We start from the raw sequence: 20,997 nt of genomic DNA on the forward strand, positions 1-20,997 counted from the left end.
ATCAGCAAGGTTTATTTTACAATTAATTTTTCGGTGGAAACTTTGGTATTGATTATCGGAATGAGCAGGTAAGTGGTTTTTCCGTGAAGGGTGTAGGAGTAACTTCCTCCTTCTATGATGCCCAATTGATCCCGGAGCACAAACTTGCCCTCCAGCGTGTAAATGTAGAAATCTACTTTTTTAGGTGATTCGAAATGGTAAGTCACCGTAAATTCGTCGCCGGCATTAACCGGATTGGGACTGACGATCCACTGTGATTCGCTGTCTATTTGCTTGTCGTGTTCCGTACTGACGCTGAATTTAAACTGTTCTTTTCTGCCTTTTCTGTCAAAAACCTCAAGGCTGAAATCTCCGGCATAATTCACAAATAGAGTCGAGGTTTTGGAAACTAGTTTGTCGCCAAAATACCACCGGTACTCCAAGTCTTTTTTACCGCCTTGCAATGAGGGCTTAATCTCCATCATCTTATTGCCCTGCAAATACCAGTTTGACGCCAGACTGATGAGTTTGTTCTGAGAAAAATCCAGATAGATTTCTTTGAGTTCTGCTTCTTTTTCTTCGGCGTCTTTTACGGAAAAAGCATAGCGTGCACTGGGCAGGTCTTCGAGTTCAAATTCTGTGTTTTCACTTACAAAAAAATACTGCTCTCGGGTCTCCAAATCAGTAGCCGTGATATAAAACGGCGCCGTTCCTGCCTCATTTACTCCCAATATGTGATTTTTATTGATGCCCCGGGTGTTTTCCTCAATGCTGAAGTTGAATTCTTTTCTCTTTTCTAAAGTCAAATACTGAAACTGTCCTTTGCCGATAGCTATGTCGGAAAAACTGAGTTTTAAAGTATCTGCAAGATGGTTTTCTATTTCTGCTCCGTCACTTGTATGCAAAAAATATCTTGACTCGCCATCGGGCTGAATCAAAATATCTACATCTATGCGCTCATCACTGTCTCCGTGATTCTGTACCAGCCATCTGCGTTTGTATTTTCCCGTATTTTTGTCAAAAGTTTTATCGCCTGCGTTATCTCCGACCAACACATAGGTTTTGTCTTTTATTTTTTCTTCTGTCTCTGTTCTTTTGACAATAAAAAAATCTTCTGTATTGCTAAAACCAGCCGTTTGTTCTAATCCAAAGTAATCGTCCCGGGCTATTCCGATAATGCGGTTATTAAAATCTCTGTTGTGTTTTGCATCCCAGACTTTTCTGTCATCGCTGCCTGTATATTTTTGCTTTTGCTCCAGCGTGATGCCGTACTTGATGGCTAAATAGGTTTCGATCTTATTTCTAAGCTCCTGATCTGCACAACTGCTGCACACCAGAACTTCATACAGTTCTGTAAGGGATTTGTCATAGCTGTTTTCCAGGTAAAGAATTCCCTCTTTTTTGTCTTTTTTATAGTTTTTATTGTAAAAGTTGAAATTTACCATCGCTCCCTGAGACAATAGATTTAAATCCAAAGGTCGTTCTAATGTGGAACTGATTTTATCGGTATAAAAACTGTGCAGTTCTCCGCTGTAATACAAGGAAAAGATTTTTTCCTCGGCTTTATCGCTTTTTAAAACATAGTAAACGTAGCTGTAAACCGAAGAGGTGTATTTTTTGTTTAACGTTACAAAATCTCCGCTAAACTGTATGGGTCTGTGAAAATTTAATCCCTTATCCTGATCGGCAGTAGTGCCGATATTCTTAATCCAAATTACTTTGTGCGAATCTTTAAAGTTTTTTTGCCCCCTTACAGGAACAGAACAAAAAAACGTTAGTAAAGACAGCGAGGCGAAGAAGATTTTTTGTACCATAATCTTATTTTTACAACAAACAGTTTTGAGATAAACTCACAAAAAATGAATTAAACTGCGCTAAAGATTATTTTATTTAACAGATTAGTTTTTGTTTACTTTTCAAGGCTTCTCTGTTTTTTAGATAATCGAATAAAACAGGGATTTGAACTGATAAAAAACCTCGGTAATGAGAAGTTATTTAAAATAAAACTATAGGCGAAGTGTATTTTTTATGTAAATTTTTGTATCAAACTTAACTCAAAAAAAATAAGAATAACACACTGCATATCAACATTTAACAATAAAGGCAGCTACACTACCCTGATTGTTAAAGAAACATACAGAATAGACAGTCTACAATAAAAAATTTAATTGACCACAACAGCATAAGAAATAAAAACAGATTGTTTATTTCTATTTTTTAATTACTATTCATTGAACAAAAAAAGAGAAGCAGGGGCTTCTCTTTTTTGATGTCATTTCTGTAATTCTTATTTTACGCTCAGAACAAAATAATTCTTTTTCCCTTTTTGAAGTAATACAAACTGATTGTTTATCAAATCGGCTTGGGTTATAACATACTCTTCTGCAACCTTTTCACGGTTAACAGAAATTGAATTTGCCTGTAACGAACGTCTTGCCTCTCCGTTGGATGGTAAAAAACCCGATTTTCCTGCCAATGCATCCACAATATTTAGTCCGGTTTCAACATCAACTTTGCTTATCTCAGCTCGAGGAACACCGTCAAATACCTCTAAAAATGTTTTTGCGTCCAATTGCTTCAAATCTGCTGAAGTAGAGTTTCCAAACAAAATCCCTGAAGCTTTAATGGCGTTGTCCAAATCTTCTTTGCTGTGCACCATTGTGGTTACCTCAGCTGCCAAACGCTTTTGCAATACGCGCAAATGTGGCGCTTGACTGTGTTCTGCGATTAGTGCTTCTATTTCTTCACGAGAGATAAAAGTAAATATTTTGATGTATTTTTCGGCATCGACATCCGAAACGTTTACCCAATACTGGTAAAATTTATAAGGCGAGGTATAGTCGGCAGAAAGCCAGATATTGCCCCCTTCACTTTTTCCGAATTTTGTTCCGTCTGCTTTGGTTATCAAAGGGCAAGTCAACGCATAAGCTTTTTCTCCCAGCGTTCTGCGAATAAGCTCTGTTCCCGTTGTAATGTTTCCCCATTGATCCGACCCCCCCATTTGAAGTGATACGCTTTTATCTTTATACAAGTGCAAAAAGTCATACCCCTGCAATAACTGATATGAAAATTCTGTAAACGACATTCCCTCCTGAAATTCTCCGTTCAGTCTCTTTTTGACAGAATCTTTTGCCATCATATAATTAACAGTAATGTGTTTTCCTACATTTCTGATAAAGTCCAAAAAAGAAAATTCCTTCATCCAATCGTAGTTATTGACTAATACAGCCGCATTTTCCGCTCCTGAATTAAAGTCCAGAAAACGCTCCAATTGTGTTTTAATAGCATTTTGATTGTGGCGAAGCGTTTCTTCATCCAGCAAATTCCGTTCGTTAGATTTTCCTGACGGATCGCCTACCATTCCCGTTGCCCCTCCGATCAATGCAAAGGGCTTATGTCCTGCCAGCTGAAAATGTTTTAACAGCATTACACTTACTAAATGTCCAATATGCAATGAATCGGCTGTTGGATCTATTCCCACATACGCCGCACGCATCTGCTCCAACAAATGTTCTTCAGTGCCTGGCATAACGTCGTGGAGCATTCCTCTCCAAGTCACTTCCTCAATAAAATTTTTCATTTAATCGTATTTTCGGCAAAGATAGTTCAATTGCCCCGCTTTTGGAATATTTTTTGCCTTTCATATCGCTTTTATTCACCTTCAAAAAGACACTATATAAAAATATCGTCTATTTTTGTATGAGATATGATATTGATTACCGGTGGAACAGGCATGGTGGGAGCGCATTTATTGCTGCATCTCACTAAATCAGAAAGACCTGTAAGAGCAATTTATCGCAACAAAAAAAGAATCCAAAGGACAAAGCATTTGTTTGACCTTTGCGGATACGCCGACATTTTTTATAAGATTGAATGGATCAAAGCTGACATTACCGACATTCCTGCTTTAGAAAATGCTTTTGAAGGTATTGACTGTGTTTATCACTGTGCTGCGGTTATTTCTTTTGATGCTAAAGATACTTCTGCTCTTCGCAAAGTAAATATTGAGGGAACAGCTAATATGATCAATCTCTCCATTGATTTTGGCATCAAAAAATTTTGCTATGTAAGCTCTGTTGCTGCTTTGGGTGAAACGCTGTCTCACGATAGAATAATTAGCGAAAAATCGGATTGGGACCCCGAGCTTTTCCACAGTGATTATGCTATTTCTAAATACGGGGGCGAAATGGAGGTATGGCGGGGAACACAAGAAGGTTTAAAGGTAGTTGTGGTTAATCCGGGGGTTATTTTCGGAAAAGGTTTTGGCTTTGAAGGTAGTGGAGAATTCTTTGCAAAAGCTCTAAAAAACTTTCCTTTTTATACCAATGGAACAACAGGTGTGGTTTCTGCTTCCGATGTTGTAAAAGCCATGGTTTTATTAATGGATAGCAATATTGAAAACGAACGGTTTACCTTAGTTTCAGAAAACCTGCCTTATCTCCGGATAATGAACTTTTGCGCTCAACTACTAAACAAGCGGCAACCGCATATTTATGCTTCTCCTTTCAGCTGTTCTTTAGCCTGGCGTCTAGACTGTGCTATTTCCGCTTGCACCGGAAAAAAAAGAAGCTTTACGCGCGCTATGGCAAAAGCTTCTCATTCTAATTATATTTACAGCAACGCCAAGATTAAAGAAACTATTGGCTTTGAATTTGAGTCTCATCAGGTTTTTCTTCCAAAAGTTCTTTCTTCTCTTTTGCTTCTTTGAGTTTTAACACCCTTTGTCTCAATAATTGATTTCTCTGTCCGTCTTTCAGGTCAGGCTTCTTTTTCTTTGTTTCTTTTTCCATAACTTTTTCCGATTCTTTTATAGGTACAGCTTCTAAAACCGAATCAGTAATTTCCACTTTCTCCAGTTTAAGATCTTTTTCTTCGTCCTTACCAACTAAAGAATCGATTTCTGTTTTTACTGTTTCAAGCCGCTGGATAATTCTCTTTTGCATATCGTAATACACACCCTTTTTCAACTCGACGTAATATCGGTTGTTTTCCGCAAAAGTTAAGCTGTCTACACCGTATTTGCTCAATATGCCGTTCATATCAAACTGCTTTACTGAATCCCGTCCAAAACTGTTTGTGCTCTGAATTCCATACAAAACAGATACATCATACAGAATATTTTCCATTTTGTCTTGTTCAATAAAGGGATTAGGTTTGTTTTTGTCTGATTGACAAGCGGCTAAAATCAAAAGCAAAAAAACGACTATTTTTTTCATCTCCTATTATTTATCGTTCAAATAAAAGTCTTTGCCCCAAGTTAACTGAATTTACTTTTCCGTCTTGGTATACCAGATTTCCATTGACAAACGTATGAGTAACTTTGGCAGAAAACTCTTCTCCTTCAAAAGGAGACCAGCCACATTTGTACAATATATTTTCTTTTTCCACTTTCCATGGTTCCTCAGGATTAACAATTACAATATCGGCGTAATAGCCTTCTTTTATAAATCCCCTTTTTTCAACCTGAAATAAAATTGCCGGATTATGAGCTGTTTTTTCAACAATCTGCTCAACGGTAATTTTACCTTTTTTGCAAGCTTCAAACAAGGCTGTTAAAGCGTGCTGCACCAAAGGTCCTCCCGAAGGCGCCTGTGTATAAGGTCTGTTTTTTTCTTCCAGCGTATGTGGGGCATGATCTGTAGCAATTACGTCAATGCGTCCGTCGAGTAAGGCTTTCCAAAGTCCTTCACGGTCTTTTTCCGTTTTAACAGCCGGATTCCACTTAATCAGATTGCCCTTGGCTTCGTAATCTTTATCGGTAAACCACAGGTGATGCACACATACTTCGGCTGTAATTTTTTTATCTTTTAAAGGAATATCATTGCGAAATAACGCGGTTTCTCTGGCGGTAGAAACGTGAAAAACATGTAGTCTTGCACCTGTTTTTTCGGCGAGTTCTATGGCTTTGGAAGAAGACAGATAACACGCTTCTTCACTGCGAATCAACGGGTGATACTGAACGGGAATATTCTCTCCGTATTTTTCTTTATACACTGTGAGATTGTGACGGATTGTATCTTCATCTTCCGCATGAACCGCAATCAACAACTTAACATTGGAAAATATATTTTCGAGTACTTCCGGATTGTCAACCAGCATATTTCCGGTTGAAGAACCTAAAAACAACTTTATTCCCGCTACGTTTCTCGGGTTGGTCTTCAACAACTCTTCTAAATTGTCATTTGTACCTCCCATCATAAATGAGTAATTGGCAACAGAACAGGTTGCAGCAATTTGATATTTTTGCTCCAGCAGCTCTTGCGTTACAGCATTGGGCACGGTATTTGGCTGTTCAATAAAAGAGGTGATGCCTCCTGCAACAGCAGCTTTTGATTCGGAAGCTATATCCGCTTTATGTGTTAATCCGGGTTCTCTAAAATGTACCTGATCGTCAATCATTCCCGGAATAACATAATTTCCCTCAGCATCAATAACTTTAACACCTCCCAAAGGCATTATGTCTTTGTCTATCTTTGCAATAAAACCGTTCTGAATGAGTATATCTCCTGTAAAGGTATTTCCTTCATTTACTATTTTTCCGTTCTTTATTAAATAATCCGTCATGTTATAGTGTGTTTAGTAGTTTTTTGATACGCAGATTAACTACTCCAAAGATAGCTTCTTTAATAATACCTTTTGACATTTTAGATTCTCCCCTGGTGCGATCTGTAAATATAATAGGCACTTCTGCAATCGGAAATTTTTCAACAAATGCGCGGTATTTCATCTCTATCTGGAAAGCATATCCTACAAAACGGATTCTGTCTAAATCTATTCCTTCTAATACATAACGGGGAAAACAGACAAAACCGGCTGTAGTATCTTTTATTTTCATCCCGGTTATAAATCGAACGTAAACAGATGCTCCATAAGAAAGCAGCACTCTGTTTAGCGGCCAGTTAACCACATTTACACCGGTTACATATCTGGAACCGATCGTCATTGCATTTTGTGTTTTGCTCACCTGTAGTAACCGAACCAGATCCTCGGGATTATGTGAAAAATCGGCGTCCATTTCAAAAATATATTCGTAGTCTCTTTCCAATGCCCATTTAAATCCATGCACATAAGCCGTACCCAAACCTTCTTTTCCAGCTCTTTTTTCTAAAAAAAGTTTACCTGCATACTTTTGCTGCATTTTCTCAATTGCTTCCGCAGTGCCGTCAGGAGAATTGTCATCAACTATCAAAACGTGGAAAGTTTCGGGCAAAGCCAAAACAGCTTCTACGATTAAAGTTATATTTTCAATTTCATTATAGGTCGGGATAATGACTAATCCTGAATTCATTTTGTTGGGTTTGATTACAAAAGTAACCTTTTTCAAGTGAAACTTTAAACATTTTAGAATTGAAATAACAAAGCTTAAGCCAGCCGTTTTGTACCCTATTTTGATTGGGCATATTTTAAAAATTATTTAACAGCCTGAATCATGGGATCATCAGATAAAAGCCACCTGTAATATTCTTCTTCGCCAAATAACTGATTTATAAACTCGGCAACCAGATAATTCATTACCAAATCCTTGCGTTTATCTAATTTAAAATAAAGGTTATTTTGTGCCAGATATTTTTTAAAATCGCTATAAATAACTTTGTTTTTTTGAGTAAAATTTATGAGTTTTTCCTTAGTCATGGCATCAAATTTATTTCGGTCTTTATCTATTTCCTGAAAGACAAAATAACTTACCAATCCTGATTTCATCAGCATAATTGTAACATCATCGCCGTGGTTTTTAGCTATCGGCACAAATATGTCCGGAACAATTCCCCCGCCACCGTACACCACTCTACCACTCCGTGTTTTAAACTGCAAGCTGTCTGCTATTTTTATACTGTCTGCCGCATACAGTTCTCCTCTTTCATACCGACTGATAAAATCGTGGTTATAAACTTCTAATCCATTGGAATAGGGTTTTTGAATGGAGCGACCGGATGGAGTATAATATCGAGCCGTGGTTAGTCTTATGGCAGATCCATCTCCTAAAAGCAATTCTCGTTGTACCAGTCCTTTGCCAAAAGTACGCCTGCCCACAATAGTACCTCTGTCGTTATCCTGAACAGCTCCCGCTATAATTTCGCTGGCAGAAGCACTGTTTTCATTTACCAGCACATACAGTTTTCCTTCTTTATATACGCCGTTACTTCCTGCTTTTGATATGGTTTCTTTACCTCTTTTGTTAATTGTTTTTACCACTGTCTGATCTTTAGGAACCAGCTCGTCAAGCATTTTAATAGCCTGATCCATATATCCGCCACCGTTATCGCGTAAATCTATAATCAATCCCTCAATCTCTTGCCGGATGAGCTTTTTCAATGCTTCGCGAAACTCCGTATACGTTTGACTGGAAAAACGGTTTATTTTAATATAGCCCAAGCCGTCATCCAGCTTCATGGATATGTCTACACTTTTTAAAGGAATCGCTTTTCTTATAACGGCAATTTCCAGCGCTGTATCTTCTTTTTTTCGATAAACCTGTAAGTTTACAATCGTATTTTCTTCTCCTCTGAGTGCATTTACAATTGAGTCTGTCGAGATTCCCTTACCGTACAATTGCACACCATCTGCCGACAAAATTCTGTCTCCGGGAATAATTCCTGCTTTTTCTGCCGGTCCGTTTTCTATATCTCTGATTACTGCAACACTATCTTGATAAAAGTAATAGTTTACACCAATACCCACAAAACTTCCTTGCATGGACTCTGAAACGGCCTGCATTTCATCTTTGGCAATATAAATAGAATGGGGGTCTAACTGTTCCAGAATTGTGCTTACTGTTTTATTGACGATAGAATCTGTATCCACCTCATCAACATATTCTTGTTCAATAAAATCAATAAGTCTGTTTAATTTTAATTTATTGTGATTTGTAAAAACAGTATTTTTAGTTCTGTACGAAGCGGACATCAAAAATCCACCCAACAAAATACCAAGGGATAAAGATATTGAAACGATAATCGGCCAAAAAAATTTCTTCATAAAGAATAAAAATTATGCTAAATCGGGAAGATGAACGACCTCAACTCCTGCTCTTTCTAAAAAACGGATTCCCTCCATGTCTTTATACTGATCGAGATAAACGACTCTCTTGATTCCTGCCTGATGAATCAGCTTACTACAATCTTTGCAAGGCGACATCGTAATATATAAAGTAGCTTCCTGACAACTTTGCGTGGAACTCGCCACTTTGAGAATAGCATTTGCTTCGGCATGCAAAACATACCAATGCGTTAAATCATTTTCGTCTTCACAGCAATTTTCAAAACCCGTCGGCGTTCCATTATAGCCATCGGAGATAATCATGCGGTTTTTTACAATAATAGCACCTACTTTTTTCCGCTTGCAATATGAAAGCTGTCCCCATTCTTTCGCAATTCTCAAATATGCTTTATCGTACTTTGTGATTTTTGAAGGGTCCATAATGTTGTTTTTTGAATGACCTAATATAACAAACAAAGATAAGTATTTAGGTTTGTATTGACTTTTATTCCTTGAGAATTCTTCTTTCTTTGACAAACACGATAAAAACGAATTCTTACTATTGTTAAATATAGAGCATTTTATAAGGGTTGATAAATATCCTCTACTAATTTTTAATTAAAAAAACACTTTGCAATATTTTACTCAGGCTTTAGGTAAAAATAATAAATATAATATGTATATTACGCTTAGAATTACAACTTCAAATTTACTAACCTAAAAAAAACAGAATAAACATGTCGCACTCAGAACTATTTGACATCGGATTTATTGATCGCAATAAAGGACACTTTGCATCTATTGTTCGCGTTGCCTTAGCAAACGGACAGATTAGTGAGGAAGAAAGAAAATTTTTAGACCATTTAGCAAATAGTCTGGATATCTCGGAAGAAGACTATGCCAAAATTTTAGAACACCCGGAAAAATATCCTATTAATCCTCCTTATTTAGAGATTAATCGCATAGAACGCCTGTATGACTTGGCTCGCATGGTCTATGTAGATCATATATTGGGACCAAAACAAAAAGAAATTCTTAAGAAATTTACAGTTGCCCTCGGATTTACGGGAGATATTGATTATTTGGTTGATAAGGCATTATCTCTATTAGTTTTAAATGCTGATAAGGAATCTTTTATGCATGAAATTCAAAACTCAAAAAGATAATTAAAAAATCCCCAAGGTAATATACCTTGGGGATTTTTAATTAAAACAAACAATTTAAAACTTAATAACATCAGGTGTCCATACTCAACAACTAAACTGTTGATATGGTTCCACCAAATTCTTTCCTAATTTACTTGATGAAATTTCAATAAAAATAGAAATTATTTTGGAAAAATCAAAAAAATAATTACAATATTTCTTTTTTATAAAATATACATTTCTCTTGCTTCTACCTATTAGGCAATAATTTTGGGCTGTTTCAATAAGTTTTTGAACAATTTTCCACAATAAAATAAGACAAGTATTCTTGCTCGTGTTTTAATCTTTACTTTTAATTTCTGCGTAATATTCTTCTTTCAGATCTTCTATTTTATCCTTCAACTCTTTTTTCAGCTTCTTAGGAAGTGTTTTTAATTTTTTGAGCTGGAAGGACAATACAAGGGCATAGATCCCTACAAAAATGAAAGAAAATGAGGTCATCATTACCAAGGATATACCTGTAAAAATGGGATTAGCAATTAATAAAAAAGAAAAGAGAATACCTAAAACACTTAAAATAGCAAGATTTCCCCATTTTAGTACACCATAGTTTTTTAGCTCAAACGCGACTCCCAATCCTTGGAAAGAGCGGAATAGCAGCCCAAATCCAACAAAAAAAGGCAAAGTAGTAGCAGCAATATCCGGTCTGGAAATCAACAAAACACCTATAAGAAAACTAAAGATGCCTCCCGCAAGATACCATCCCCAACCTTCTAATTCTTCTCTGTTCTGTATAGAAAACAAAATTTCCAAAATACCGGAAAAAAGAAATGATAAACTAAAAAGAACTACTAATGAAAAATAAGTTGCTTCCGGTACAGTAAGCAAATATCCACCAAGAACAATAAACAAAATGCCTACAAGAGCTGGTATATACCAGTGTTTTACTGTATTTCTGATAGTTTTTAAAAATGTTGCCATAATATTAAATTTTAGAATAGTAATCAACAATTATTATCAAACACAAGTAAAGATAACAGTTTTTTCTCTAAAAAAACACATTTTAAATATTATTATAAAATAATAAAATCATTTTGGGATATAATACTGTGTTTGGGTATCATTAATTTAAACCAATTCTTTTGCGACGTCCCGATATTGGTAAATACGACACAAATGGAGATAAATTTCAGGTTATGTTTTCTTTCACATTTGAAAAATAAGTCAGGAGTGATTCTGATTGTTAATTTCAATATAGTTACAATATTTTATATCCTCTTATTGAGTTTCCTCTCACCATCTTTCGCATGAGCATTCCCCTTCTAAAATTAAAATCACCATAAGAATGGGGTGAAACAAAAATAAGTATCGGCACAATCCTCCAGCACAAAGCTCCCAATACTATTTTAGAGGAAGCCATCAATGCATGCTGACTAAGATTCTGATAAGTAACCCCAGTATGCAATACATCGCCAGAGTCCAAATAAACAGCAATATCATTTAAACTTTGCCATTGTCCTAAATATGCCGTCCAATCGATAGTTACTTCAAGGCAAGCTGTAGTAAGCTCTTTATCTAAAATCTAAAATTATTTTCTACAACCTGAATGGATAACTGAAGATGGAAAAGCTACCATTCTTCATCAATCATATCATTCTTCGCAAACATACTCTGAGCGTAAAACTTCTTGATAAAAGGCAGCTCTCTATTTATATTTAGCCATAAAGCTTTCCGCTTTAGCTACCATATTTTTGCTTCCACAGAAAAACGGAACTCTCTGATGCAGTTCGGTAGGCTCTATCTCCATGATTCTGCCATAACCGTCAGAAGCTTTTCCGCCTGCCTGTTCAATGATAAACGCAATCGGATTACACTCATACAAAAGCCTCAATTTTCCTTTTGGCGCTTTAGTACTGGGCGGATAAATATAAATCCCCCCCTTTAAAATATTGCGGTGAATGTCCGAAACCAAACTTCCGATATAACGAGAAGTATAAGGTCGGTCGCCCTCTTCTTCCTGACAATATTTGATATAATCTTTTACTCCTTGAGGAAACTGCATGTAGTTTCCTTCGTTTATCGAGTAAATTTTACCGTCTTCTTTTATTTTCATATCCGGGTGAGACAGATAAAACGTTCCGATTGCCGGATTTAGCGTAAAACCATTTACTCCGTTCCCCGTAGTGTAAATCAGCATCGTCGAAGATCCGTAAACAATATATCCCGCTGCCACCTGATTTTCTCCTTTTTGTAAAAAATCTTCTTTGGTAACAGGTGTACCCACCGGAGTTACTCTTCTATAAATCGAAAAAATAGTACCTACAGAAACATTGACGTCAATATTGGAAGAACCATCTAATGGATCCATTAAAACCACATATTTGTTCTCGTTACCATTATTTTTCCCTTTGATGGCAATAAAATCGTCCTCCTCTTCAGAAGCAATCCCGCAAACAATTTCCCGGTTAATCAATGTTTTTATAAAAACTTCATTAGCATAAACGTCTAACTTTTGCTGTTGCTCTCCCTGAACATTTTCTTTTCCAAAAGCCCCGACAATGTCCACTAACCCAGCCTGATTAACCTGATGGCTTACCACTTTCGCTGCCAGTCTGAGAGAATTAATTAATCGTGATAATTCCCCCGAAGAATATCTGAAATCTTCCTGTTTGTCAATGATAAACTCTCCTAAAGTTTGATTTTTTTCCGTTGCCATTTAAAAATAATATATAGTTGTGTATTTACCTGCAAATATCGTTAATTTTGTTGTTTAATATAAATTATTAACCTTTAAATTCCACAAGCGAAATGACAATCAGATGGGCGGCTCCGCAAGATATGGGAGAAGTATTGCAATTGATAAAAGAATTAGCTGCTTTTGAGAGAGAACCGGATGCTGTTGTGATTACCCAGAGAGATTTAGTTGAAAACGGTTTCGGGAGTAATCCATTATTCCGAATTATTGTTGCCGAAATCAATCAAAAAATTATCGGAATGGCTTTGTTTTACAATCGCTTTTCCACCTGGAAGGGCAAAACTATTCACTTAGAAGATTTGATTGTTACTGAAAACATGCGCGGTACGGGAGCCGGTTTTGCGCTGTACTCAGAAGTAATTAACATTGCGCACAAAGAAGGTGTAAAACGCGTAGAATGGGTAGTATTAAACTGGAATAAGAATGCTATAGATTTTTACAAAAAAACAGGAGCTATGGTTTTGGAAGACTGGTACACGGTACAAATGGACGAAAAGGCAATTATGAATTTTACAAAAAAACAGCATGAAAATATTTAAGTTCGGAGGTGCCTCTGTACGCGATGCCGAAAATGTGCGCAACGTTTGCAGAGTATTGCGGATTACAGGATACCAAAATTGCCTGATTATAGCTTCAGCAATGGGAAAGACAACTAATGCTCTGGAAGTTGTGGTTCATAATTATTTTCAAAATAATGTGCAATTAAACGCTTCCATTGATGCCGTTAAAAGCTATCACCTTACCATTATTGAAGAACTTTTTCCAAATAAAAACCACCGAATTTACACTAGATTTTATTCAATTTTTGAAGATATAAATTCATTTTTGTCTGTCAATAAATCTCCGAATTACAATTTTGTTTACGACCAGATTGTTAGTTTCGGAGAAATAATTTCAACCACGATCCTTCATTTTTATTTAGAAGAATGCGGTATCCGCAACACTTGGCAAGACGTAAGAACACTCATCAAAACAGATAATACTAATCGCGATGCTAATGTAGACTGGGATTTGACAACCCAAAATATACAGCGCGAAATAGAGCCGGACAGATTATACATTACTCAGGGATTTATTGGTTCTGATAACAATGGATTTTCGACCACCTTAGGGAGGGAAGGCTCTGATTATTCTGCGGCTATTTTTGCCTATGCACTAAATGCAGAAAGCGTTACCATCTGGAAGGATGTTTTGGGAGTCTTAAATGCTGATCCGAGGTATTTTTCAGAAACTACTTTACTGGAACATATTTCTTATCAGGAAGCTATAGAACTTGCCTTTTACGGCGCATCAGTCATTCACCCCAAAACATTACAGCCGTTGCGCCAAAAAGAAATCCCGCTTTATATAAAATCATTTCTTCATCCCAAGCTCTCCGGAACCGAAGTGTACAAAGGCGCAACACTAAATCCTGTTGTCCCTTGTTATATTGTTAAAAAAGACCAGTTGCTTATTTCGTTTTCCTCCAAAGATTTTTCCTTTATTATGGAACAGAACATCAGTGATATTTTTAAGCTTTTTTACGAATACAACATCAAAGTAAATGTTATTCAAAATTCAGCAATCAGCTTTTCAGTTTGTGCCGAAGACAAATTTAACCGCTTTGAAGAGCTCCGAAAGATTTTATCAGACAAATTCAGAATTAGCTTTAATGAAAATGTATCTTTATACACAATTCGCCATTTTACTGACGAATCTGCTCAAAAAGTACTCAACCAAAAAACACTTTTATTAAAACAAGTTAATCGTGAAACCCTGCAGATTGTAACAAAGGAATAGCTTAACCCATAGATTTTTTGATTTTAAAGAACCTGCTTTTTAAATGGAATGCACAGCAGTTTGTCAATTTATCTTTTTGGTTCTTTTGTATAAATCTCGTATTTTTACAACGCAATGACAAAGTCCTTAGCCATAATATTTGCCACTTTTTATATGCTCTCGACAACTGTTTGTTCGGAAGTATTAAAATTGCCGATACTCATAGAACACTACATGGAGTACGAGGGAGATTTTGTGGATTTTATGATTCATCACTATGGAGGTCATGAAAAAGATGCAGATTGGGAAACAGATCAAAAACTGCCTTTTATTAAGATTTCTCAAAATTTGTCTATTGATTTTAGTCTGCCTTCTTCCAAACTTGCAGTTGAAGGTTTATCAGCAATATTTTTTTTAGAAAAAAGCACCTCTATTTCCAGAGAAAACAGATTTAGTTATAACTACTTATCTGACATTTTCCAGCCTCCCCGCATAAACTAATTGACATCAAGTTTTCATCTAGTCATAATGCTTGTCAAGCATCTATGATTGTTTTACTGTACGTTTATTTTCAATTAGTAAATTATGTTAAATAAAATTATAGGGTTTTCCGTAAGGAATAAACTCGTCATAGCCCTGTTTACATTAGGGCTAATCATTTTTGGTGCTTATGAAGTAACCAGGCTTCCTATTGATGCACAACCAGACATCACTAATAATCAGGTACAAATTATTACAGTAGCTCCTTCATATGGTGCTGCAGACATTGAAAGGTTGGTTACCTTTCCTATAGAGCAAGCTTCAAGCAATATTAGCGGAATTATAGAAATACGCAGTTTTTCTCGTTTTGGACTATCACTGGTTACCATCGTTTTTGACGATGATACAGATGTGTATTGGGCTCGACAACAAGTAACAGAAAGACTGCAACTTATAAAAGATGAAATTCCTGATGGTATCGGAACTCCTGAATTAGGTCCTATTTCCACCGGACTGGGAGAAATTTTTCAATACGTTGTGCGCGCTAAAGAAGGATATGAAAACAAATATGACGCAACGGAACTAAGAACCATTCAGGACTGGATAGTGCGCCGCCAGTTATTAGGCACAAAAGGAGTTGCAGAAATAAGTAGTTTCGGCGGAAAATTAAAACAATACGAAATTGCCATCCACCCCAACAAACTCCAGGCTTTTGGTTTGTCTATCGGCAAAATTTTTGAAGCTCTTGAAAATAACAATCAAAATACGGGCGGAGCTTATATCGAGAAAAAAGAAACAGTGCTGTTTATCCGAAGTGAAGGACTTTTGGAAAATACAGAAGATATCAAAAATATTCCTGTTTCTTTAACTGCTGACGGAACTCCTATTCTTATAAAAGATGTTGCCGAGATCAAAATAGGGAACGCTATCCGCTATGGAGCCATGACTTACAATGATACCGGAGAAGTATCAGGGGCTATTATTATGATGCTTAAAGGAGAAAATGCGAACGAGGTAATTGCCAATATCAAAAATCGACTGGAAGAAATACAAAAAACATTGCCAGAAGGTGTAGTCATTGAACCATTTTTGGACAGAGCCAAAATGGTAAAAAACACTATCAGTACCGTTCAAACCAATCTGGCTGAAGGTGCTCTGATTGTAGTCTTTATTCTTGTTTTGTTTTTGGGAAATTTCAGAGCAGGATTTTTAGTTGCTTCTGTTATTCCGCTTTCGATGCTGTTTGCCATTATTATGATGAATTTATTTGGAGTTGGCGGAAACCTTATGAGTTTAGGTGCATTAGATTTCGGACTAATAGTGGATGGTGCTGTAATCATAGTGGAGGCTGTACTTCATCAGCTGATGTATAAAAAAGGATTTGGAATGAAAAACGAACTCAGCCGAAAAGAAATGGATAGGGAAGTAACAGGCTCCGCTACAAAAATGGTAAATAGTGCTGTATTTGGGCAAATAATCATTCTGATTGTTTATTTACCTATTCTTTCACTCCAAGGCATTGAAGGAAAAATGTTTAAACCTATGGCTCAGACTGTAGTTTTTGCTTTAATCGGAGCATTTATTCTTTCTCTCACATATATTCCTATGATGAGTTCGCTTGTTTTGAGCAGAAAAAGAAAAATTAAACACAACTTTTCTGATAAAGCAATGGCTAAAATAGAGCGCATTCACCAGCGATATCTCATCAAAGCCTTAAAGTACAAAAAATCAGTCCTCGCAACGATTTTTATGCTTTTTGCAGGATCTGTTTTTGTACTTTCACAATTAGGAGGCGAATTTATTCCTTCTTTGGAAGAAGGCGATTTTGCGGTAGAAATGCGAATCCTTCAGGGGAGCAGTATAGAAAAAACAAAAGAAGTTACTAATCAGGCAGCCTCAATTTTATTAAAGAACTTTCCTGAAGTTGAAAAAGTAGTTACCAAAATTGGAAGTGCTGAAATCCCCACCGAGCCCATGCCTATGGATGCAGGAGATATGATTATCGTTTTAAAACCTAAAAAGGAATGGACTTCGGCAAAAACATTTCCGGAACTATCCGAAAAGATGAGTCAGGCATTAAAAGTTATTCCCGGATTAACAACTGGCTTTCAATTTCCTGTACAAATGCGCTTTAACGAGCTGATGACCGGTGCTCGTCAGGATGTTGTTTGTAAAATTTTCGGTCATGACTTAGACAGTCTGGCTTATTATGCAGACAAGGTTGGCGGTATCATCAATACAGTTTCGGGAGCACAGGATTTATATATTGAACCTGTTGTAGGAGCTCCTCAAGTAGTCATTGATTTTAACCGGGCTAATCTTTCTCGCTACGGAATATCTGTATCCGAGGCAAATCGAATTATAAATATGGCTTTTGCCGGTCAAAGTGCAGGTTTTGTTTATGAAGGGGAACGCCGGTTTGATTTGGTTATCCGTTTAGACGAAACTCAGAAAAAAGACATTGAACAAATCAAAAACCTGCTCATCCCGACAGCCAAAGGAATTCAGATTCCACTTTACCAACTTGCAAATATTGAATTAAAAAACAGCCCGAATCAAATTCAAAGAGAAGATACAAAGCGACGAATTGTGGTGGGATTCAACGTAAGAGGACGAGATGTGCAAAGCATAGTGGAAGAATTACAGCATAAGGTAAATGAAAAGATCAAATTCCCTTCGGAATACAGCATCTCCTACGGTGGAGCATTTGAAAACCTAAACCAAGCTAAGGCAAGACTGGGAATTGCAGTACCCGTATCTTTAGCGCTGATTTTTCTGCTTCTTTTCTTTGCCTTTGGTTCTGTGAAACACAGTCTTTTAATTTATACGGCAATTCCGCTGTCTGCTATCGGAGGTATTTATTTTTTAGCCTTTCGAGGGATGCCGTTTAGCATTAGCGCAGGAGTTGGATTTATTGCTCTTTTTGGAGTAGCTGTTTTAAACGGAATAGTACTTATTGCAGAATTTAACAGGCTAAAGAGCAATGGGATACTCAACACTTCCCGAATCGTGTTAATGGGAACCCGAATCAGGCTACGTCCTGTTTTGATGACTGCTTTTGTTGCGTCTTTGGGCTTTTTGCCAATGGCAATCAGTACCGGATCGGGAGCAGAAGTTCAGCGTCCGCTGGCAACAGTAGTAATCGGAGGACTAATGTTAGCTACATTTTTAACCTTATTTGTACTTCCTATTCTCTATATTTTATTTGAACATTTTAAAAAGCCGGAAATGAAGCGTTTTAAAAACATAAAATCAATTGTTCTATTGTTATTTTTAACACTGAGTTTTAATTCTGTAAACGCTCAAGAATATATTTCTATTGAAAGAGCACTGGAACTTGCAAGCCAACAAAACGGAGAAATTAAAAACAGCCAAATTCTGTCAGAATATAAAGAACAATTAAAAAAAGGTTATCTCGATCTCCCTCAATTGCAAATAGAAGGTGCTTATGGCAAAATCCAGGGGCTAGAAAATGACAACAGTATTTCTGTCACTCAATCTTTTAATTTTCCAACGGTATATTCTAACAGAAAAAAACTGTTGACAGAAGAATGGAATATATCTTTACTGGAACAGACCCTTACTAATCAACAGGTAAATAAAGCAGTTTCAGAACTGTTTTACAGAATTATTATATTATATGAAAAGCAAAAGATTTTAACTTACACAGACAGTCTTTTATCTGATTTTGCCCAAAAATCGCAACTGCGTTTGCAAGCAGGCGAATCTAATATTTTGGAACAATCCTTTTCGGAAGTTCAAAAAGAACAACTTACCATGCAGCTTAAATCATTAAACAATGAGTTATCCGCATTAGAAATACAATTTCAGCTGTTGTTGCAATCAGAAATAAAATATATTCCGAAAGCAAATTCACTAAAAGCTTCTTTAAACAAGACAATTTTAGAAAATACCCCCCCGGAATTACAACTGGCTCAACAAAAAATAAAAGCAAATGAAGCCGAGGCTAATTTAGAAAAAAGTAAACTTTGGCCGGATTTAAGCCTTGGACTTACCAGTCAAAGCATGCTTGGCATCAATGACAATCGCTTTAATTCATTTCAAATAGGCATTGGTATTCCACTATTTTCTAACGGACAGCGAACAAGTGCAAAAGCCGCCAAAATTAAAGTTCAGCTAGCTGAAAATGACTACAAACTTAAAAGAAACCAATTTGAAGCTTTATTGCAACAGAGCTGGAAAGAATATGAAACCCATCTTGAAATAGTGGATAACTACGAACAAAAGCTGCTCCCGCAAGCTCAAATTATTCTAGAAGTTTCCGAAAAGCAACTTCAGACAGGAAATATTGATTATTTACAATGGATTATCCTTGTAAATCAGGCAGTAAAAGTACAGTCTGATTATGCCGAAGTTATAGAAAATCTCAATCGAGCAATTATCAACCTTAATTACTTAACCGTTAAATAATATTTATTATGAAATATGTTTCACATTTTATATACCTGCTTGTTTTTGTATTTTATTCATGTGCAGATAACAAGAAGAATACTAAATCCTTAGAGAAAACTGTAGCACTCTCAGACGTAATCCAGCTGTCAGAAGAACAGATCAAGACTGTTGGAATCAACACTACTTCCGTAGAGTACAGAACTATTGAAAAAACTATTCGTTTAAATGGTAAAGCAAGTATTGCACCATCTCATTTAATCTCTGTTTCAAGTATTTTCGGAGGGCGCGTAAAATCAATACAACTCTTGCCCGGAAATCATTTCAGCAAAGGTCAGATATTGGCGGTTATCGAAAATGAACAATTTGTCCAGCTTCAACAAGAATATCTCACTACAAAAGCTAAGCTGGAAATGGCTCAACTGGATTTTGAGAGGCAAAAAGAACTCAATACAAACAAGGCAAGCAGCGACAAAACTTTCCAATCAGCACAAGCTGAATACAAAGTATTAGAGACAGCAAAAAAAGCACTGGAAGAAAAGCTAAAACTAATTAATATTAATCCTTTCTCATTAACTACCGAAAATATCCGAGGTTTTATTAATATTACTGCCCCTTGCAACGGCACGGTAAGTAAAATTTTGTCAAACGCAGGTCGGTATTTAAGTTCTTCAGACGTTATTATGGAAATCATAGACAATCAGGGTCTTTTACTGCATCTAAAAGCTTTTGAGTCAGATATTCCAAGTTTGCAAACAGGGCAAAACATCTTGGTGTACACTAACCAAAACCCAGAGAATAAATTAACCGCTAAAATTATCAGTGTTGTTCCAAACATTCAAGATGACGGTTCCACGGATGTGATTGCAACCTTAGATAAACCCTCAGACGAAATTATACCAGGGCTGTATATTAATTCAGATATCACTCTTAAAGACTATCAAACAGTGGTTTTACCGGAACAAAGTGTTGTCTCTTTTGAAAATACCAGCTACATATTTGAAGATATAGGAAATAATACTTTTAAATTATTTTCGATAAACACGGGAATCAGCCATAATGGATTTACCGAAATTATAGATGGAGAGAATTTAAAATCAAAAAAAATAGTGTCGAAAGGAGCGTATGGCCTTTTGATGGCTCTCAAAAATTTAATCGAAGAATAGGTGATATTACAAGAAAGTCTTTTGACAAAAAATATTTTTAAACTAAGAAATACAAAAATATAAGGATACAATCTATTAAGATACTGATTTTTATTATTATTATTTGTTATACCCGTTGTGCATTATGAATTAAAGAAGAGAAAAGTTGTTCATTTGATTTAAAATCAGTAAATTGAATTAACTACAAAACCATTTACAATGAACAACTTAGGTTCAAATTACGAAAGAATTTTGGAAGTTTTACGAAAAATATCAAATGAAAATTTATTGCCCTACCAAAGACGAACACCAAAATTGAAGGATTTGGAATTGATAAGTCTTGCTTTAA

General features: G+C 36.2%; 17 protein-coding genes and 1 pseudogene. 8 read left to right on the top strand and 10 right to left on the bottom strand.

The features are described 5' to 3' along the window. Positions 1-11: 11 nt before the first annotated feature. Both C8P70_RS08345 and tyrS read right to left on the bottom strand, forming a co-directional pair. Positions 12-1,793 (bottom strand): T9SS type A sorting domain-containing protein, encoded by a 1,782-nt coding sequence (locus tag C8P70_RS08345; RefSeq protein ID WP_133712882.1) that lies wholly within the window; start codon positions 1,791-1,793, stop codon positions 12-14. Positions 1,794-2,266: 473 nt separating this feature from the next. Then, positions 2,267-3,559 (bottom strand): tyrosine--tRNA ligase, encoded by a 1,293-nt coding sequence (tyrS, locus tag C8P70_RS08350; RefSeq protein WP_133712883.1) that lies wholly within the window; start codon positions 3,557-3,559, stop codon positions 2,267-2,269. A gap of 126 nt (positions 3,560-3,685) precedes the next feature. Between tyrS and C8P70_RS08355 the strand changes: the two genes are divergently transcribed. Beyond that, positions 3,686-4,687, top strand: a complete 1,002-nt coding sequence (locus tag C8P70_RS08355; RefSeq protein WP_133712884.1) for an NAD-dependent epimerase/dehydratase family protein — start codon at positions 3,686-3,688, stop codon at positions 4,685-4,687. On the opposite strand, the gene C8P70_RS08360 is transcribed toward C8P70_RS08355, so the two are convergent. The 5 genes from C8P70_RS08360 to C8P70_RS08380 all read right to left on the bottom strand — a co-directional run bounded on the left by C8P70_RS08360 (position 4,617) and on the right by C8P70_RS08380 (position 9,396). Then, positions 4,617-5,195, bottom strand: a complete 579-nt coding sequence (locus tag C8P70_RS08360) for a DUF4296 domain-containing protein (RefSeq protein WP_133712885.1) — start codon at positions 5,193-5,195, stop codon at positions 4,617-4,619. The genes C8P70_RS08355 and C8P70_RS08360 overlap by 71 nt on opposite strands. 10 nt (positions 5,196-5,205) lie before the next feature. Continuing rightward, positions 5,206-6,543, bottom strand: a complete 1,338-nt coding sequence (locus C8P70_RS08365) for a dihydroorotase (protein WP_133712886.1) — start codon at positions 6,541-6,543, stop codon at positions 5,206-5,208. Between the two features lies 1 nt (position 6,544). Beyond that, positions 6,545-7,267, bottom strand: coding sequence for a polyprenol monophosphomannose synthase (locus C8P70_RS08370; RefSeq protein ID WP_133712887.1), 723 nt, complete (start codon positions 7,265-7,267; stop codon positions 6,545-6,547). Between the two features lie 122 nt (positions 7,268-7,389). Further along, positions 7,390-8,955: a S41 family peptidase gene (locus tag C8P70_RS08375; RefSeq protein ID WP_133712888.1), complete on the bottom strand. Its 1,566-nt coding sequence runs from the start codon at positions 8,953-8,955 to the stop codon at positions 7,390-7,392. 12 nt (positions 8,956-8,967) lie between these two features. Next, a complete protein-coding gene (locus C8P70_RS08380; protein ID WP_133712889.1) occupies positions 8,968-9,396 on the bottom strand; it encodes a deoxycytidylate deaminase in 429 nt (142 codons plus the stop codon). A gap of 296 nt (positions 9,397-9,692) precedes the next feature. Here C8P70_RS08380 and C8P70_RS08385 point away from each other — a divergent pair, with 296 nt between their 5' ends. Next, the gene (locus C8P70_RS08385; protein WP_133712890.1) at positions 9,693-10,121 is read left to right on the top strand and encodes a tellurite resistance TerB family protein; all 429 of its coding nucleotides are present in this window, start codon (positions 9,693-9,695) and stop codon (positions 10,119-10,121) included. 318 nt (positions 10,122-10,439) lie between these two features. On the opposite strand, the gene C8P70_RS08390 is transcribed toward C8P70_RS08385, so the two are convergent. The 3 genes from C8P70_RS08390 to fbp all read right to left on the bottom strand — a co-directional run bounded on the left by C8P70_RS08390 (position 10,440) and on the right by fbp (position 12,816). Next, complete coding sequence (locus tag C8P70_RS08390) at positions 10,440-11,081, bottom strand: HdeD family acid-resistance protein (protein WP_133712891.1); 642 nt, start codon at positions 11,079-11,081, stop codon at positions 10,440-10,442. Positions 11,082-11,358: 277 nt separating this feature from the next. After that, on the bottom strand, positions 11,359-11,583 hold the full coding sequence (locus C8P70_RS08395; protein WP_133712892.1) for a hypothetical protein: 225 nt from the start codon (positions 11,581-11,583) through the stop codon (positions 11,359-11,361). Positions 11,584-11,805: 222 nt separating this feature from the next. Then, positions 11,806-12,816, bottom strand: a complete 1,011-nt coding sequence (fbp, locus tag C8P70_RS08400) for a class 1 fructose-bisphosphatase (protein WP_133712893.1) — start codon at positions 12,814-12,816, stop codon at positions 11,806-11,808. A 92-nt stretch (positions 12,817-12,908) separates the two neighbouring features. Here fbp and C8P70_RS08405 point away from each other — a divergent pair, with 92 nt between their 5' ends. The 6 genes and pseudogenes from C8P70_RS08405 to C8P70_RS14315 form a co-directional block, all read left to right on the top strand. After that, positions 12,909-13,394: a GNAT family N-acetyltransferase gene (locus C8P70_RS08405; RefSeq protein ID WP_133712894.1), complete on the top strand. Its 486-nt coding sequence runs from the start codon at positions 12,909-12,911 to the stop codon at positions 13,392-13,394. After that, the gene (locus C8P70_RS08410; RefSeq protein ID WP_133712895.1) at positions 13,381-14,634 is read left to right on the top strand and encodes an aspartate kinase; all 1,254 of its coding nucleotides are present in this window, start codon (positions 13,381-13,383) and stop codon (positions 14,632-14,634) included. The genes C8P70_RS08405 and C8P70_RS08410 overlap by 14 nt, the downstream gene beginning before the upstream one ends. A 114-nt stretch (positions 14,635-14,748) precedes the next feature. Next, positions 14,749-15,114, top strand: a complete 366-nt coding sequence (locus C8P70_RS08415; protein WP_133712896.1) for a hypothetical protein — start codon at positions 14,749-14,751, stop codon at positions 15,112-15,114. Between the two features lie 84 nt (positions 15,115-15,198). After that, a complete protein-coding gene (locus C8P70_RS08420; RefSeq protein ID WP_133712897.1) occupies positions 15,199-19,524 on the top strand; it encodes a CusA/CzcA family heavy metal efflux RND transporter in 4,326 nt (1,441 codons plus the stop codon). Positions 19,525-19,532: 8 nt separating this feature from the next. Further along, positions 19,533-20,669, top strand: a complete 1,137-nt coding sequence (locus C8P70_RS08425) for an efflux RND transporter periplasmic adaptor subunit (protein ID WP_133712898.1) — start codon at positions 19,533-19,535, stop codon at positions 20,667-20,669. A 198-nt stretch (positions 20,670-20,867) separates the two neighbouring features. Next, positions 20,868-20,997: pseudogene (locus C8P70_RS14315) on the top strand (IS982 family transposase); the annotation flags it as partial.

Origin of the sequence: Myroides indicus (assembly GCF_004364575.1) — a bacterium.
Taxonomy (GTDB): domain Bacteria; phylum Bacteroidota; class Bacteroidia; order Flavobacteriales; family Flavobacteriaceae; genus Flavobacterium; species Flavobacterium indicum_A.

Excerpts from the sequence above, each read along its gene's own strand:
- C8P70_RS08345 (WP_133712882.1), bottom strand. The coding sequence starts at position 1,793 with ATGGTACAAAAAATCTTCTTCGCCTCGCTGTCTTTACTAACGTTTTTT.
- tyrS (WP_133712883.1), bottom strand. The coding sequence starts at position 3,559 with ATGAAAAATTTTATTGAGGAAGTGACTTGGAGAGGAATGCTCCACGAC.
- C8P70_RS08355 (WP_133712884.1), top strand. The coding sequence starts at position 3,686 with ATGATATTGATTACCGGTGGAACAGGCATGGTGGGAGCGCATTTATTG.
- C8P70_RS08360 (WP_133712885.1), bottom strand. The coding sequence starts at position 5,195 with ATGAAAAAAATAGTCGTTTTTTTGCTTTTGATTTTAGCCGCTTGTCAA.
- C8P70_RS08365 (WP_133712886.1), bottom strand. The coding sequence starts at position 6,543 with ATGACGGATTATTTAATAAAGAACGGAAAAATAGTAAATGAAGGAAAT.
- C8P70_RS08370 (WP_133712887.1), bottom strand. The coding sequence starts at position 7,267 with ATGAATTCAGGATTAGTCATTATCCCGACCTATAATGAAATTGAAAAT.
- C8P70_RS08375 (WP_133712888.1), bottom strand. The coding sequence starts at position 8,955 with ATGAAGAAATTTTTTTGGCCGATTATCGTTTCAATATCTTTATCCCTT.
- C8P70_RS08380 (WP_133712889.1), bottom strand. The coding sequence starts at position 9,396 with ATGGACCCTTCAAAAATCACAAAGTACGATAAAGCATATTTGAGAATT.
- C8P70_RS08385 (WP_133712890.1), top strand. The coding sequence starts at position 9,693 with ATGTCGCACTCAGAACTATTTGACATCGGATTTATTGATCGCAATAAA.
- C8P70_RS08390 (WP_133712891.1), bottom strand. The coding sequence starts at position 11,081 with ATGGCAACATTTTTAAAAACTATCAGAAATACAGTAAAACACTGGTAT.
- fbp (WP_133712893.1), bottom strand. The coding sequence starts at position 12,816 with ATGGCAACGGAAAAAAATCAAACTTTAGGAGAGTTTATCATTGACAAA.
- C8P70_RS08405 (WP_133712894.1), top strand. The coding sequence starts at position 12,909 with ATGACAATCAGATGGGCGGCTCCGCAAGATATGGGAGAAGTATTGCAA.
- C8P70_RS08410 (WP_133712895.1), top strand. The coding sequence starts at position 13,381 with ATGAAAATATTTAAGTTCGGAGGTGCCTCTGTACGCGATGCCGAAAAT.
- C8P70_RS08415 (WP_133712896.1), top strand. The coding sequence starts at position 14,749 with ATGACAAAGTCCTTAGCCATAATATTTGCCACTTTTTATATGCTCTCG.
- C8P70_RS08420 (WP_133712897.1), top strand. The coding sequence starts at position 15,199 with ATGTTAAATAAAATTATAGGGTTTTCCGTAAGGAATAAACTCGTCATA.
- C8P70_RS08425 (WP_133712898.1), top strand. The coding sequence starts at position 19,533 with ATGAAATATGTTTCACATTTTATATACCTGCTTGTTTTTGTATTTTAT.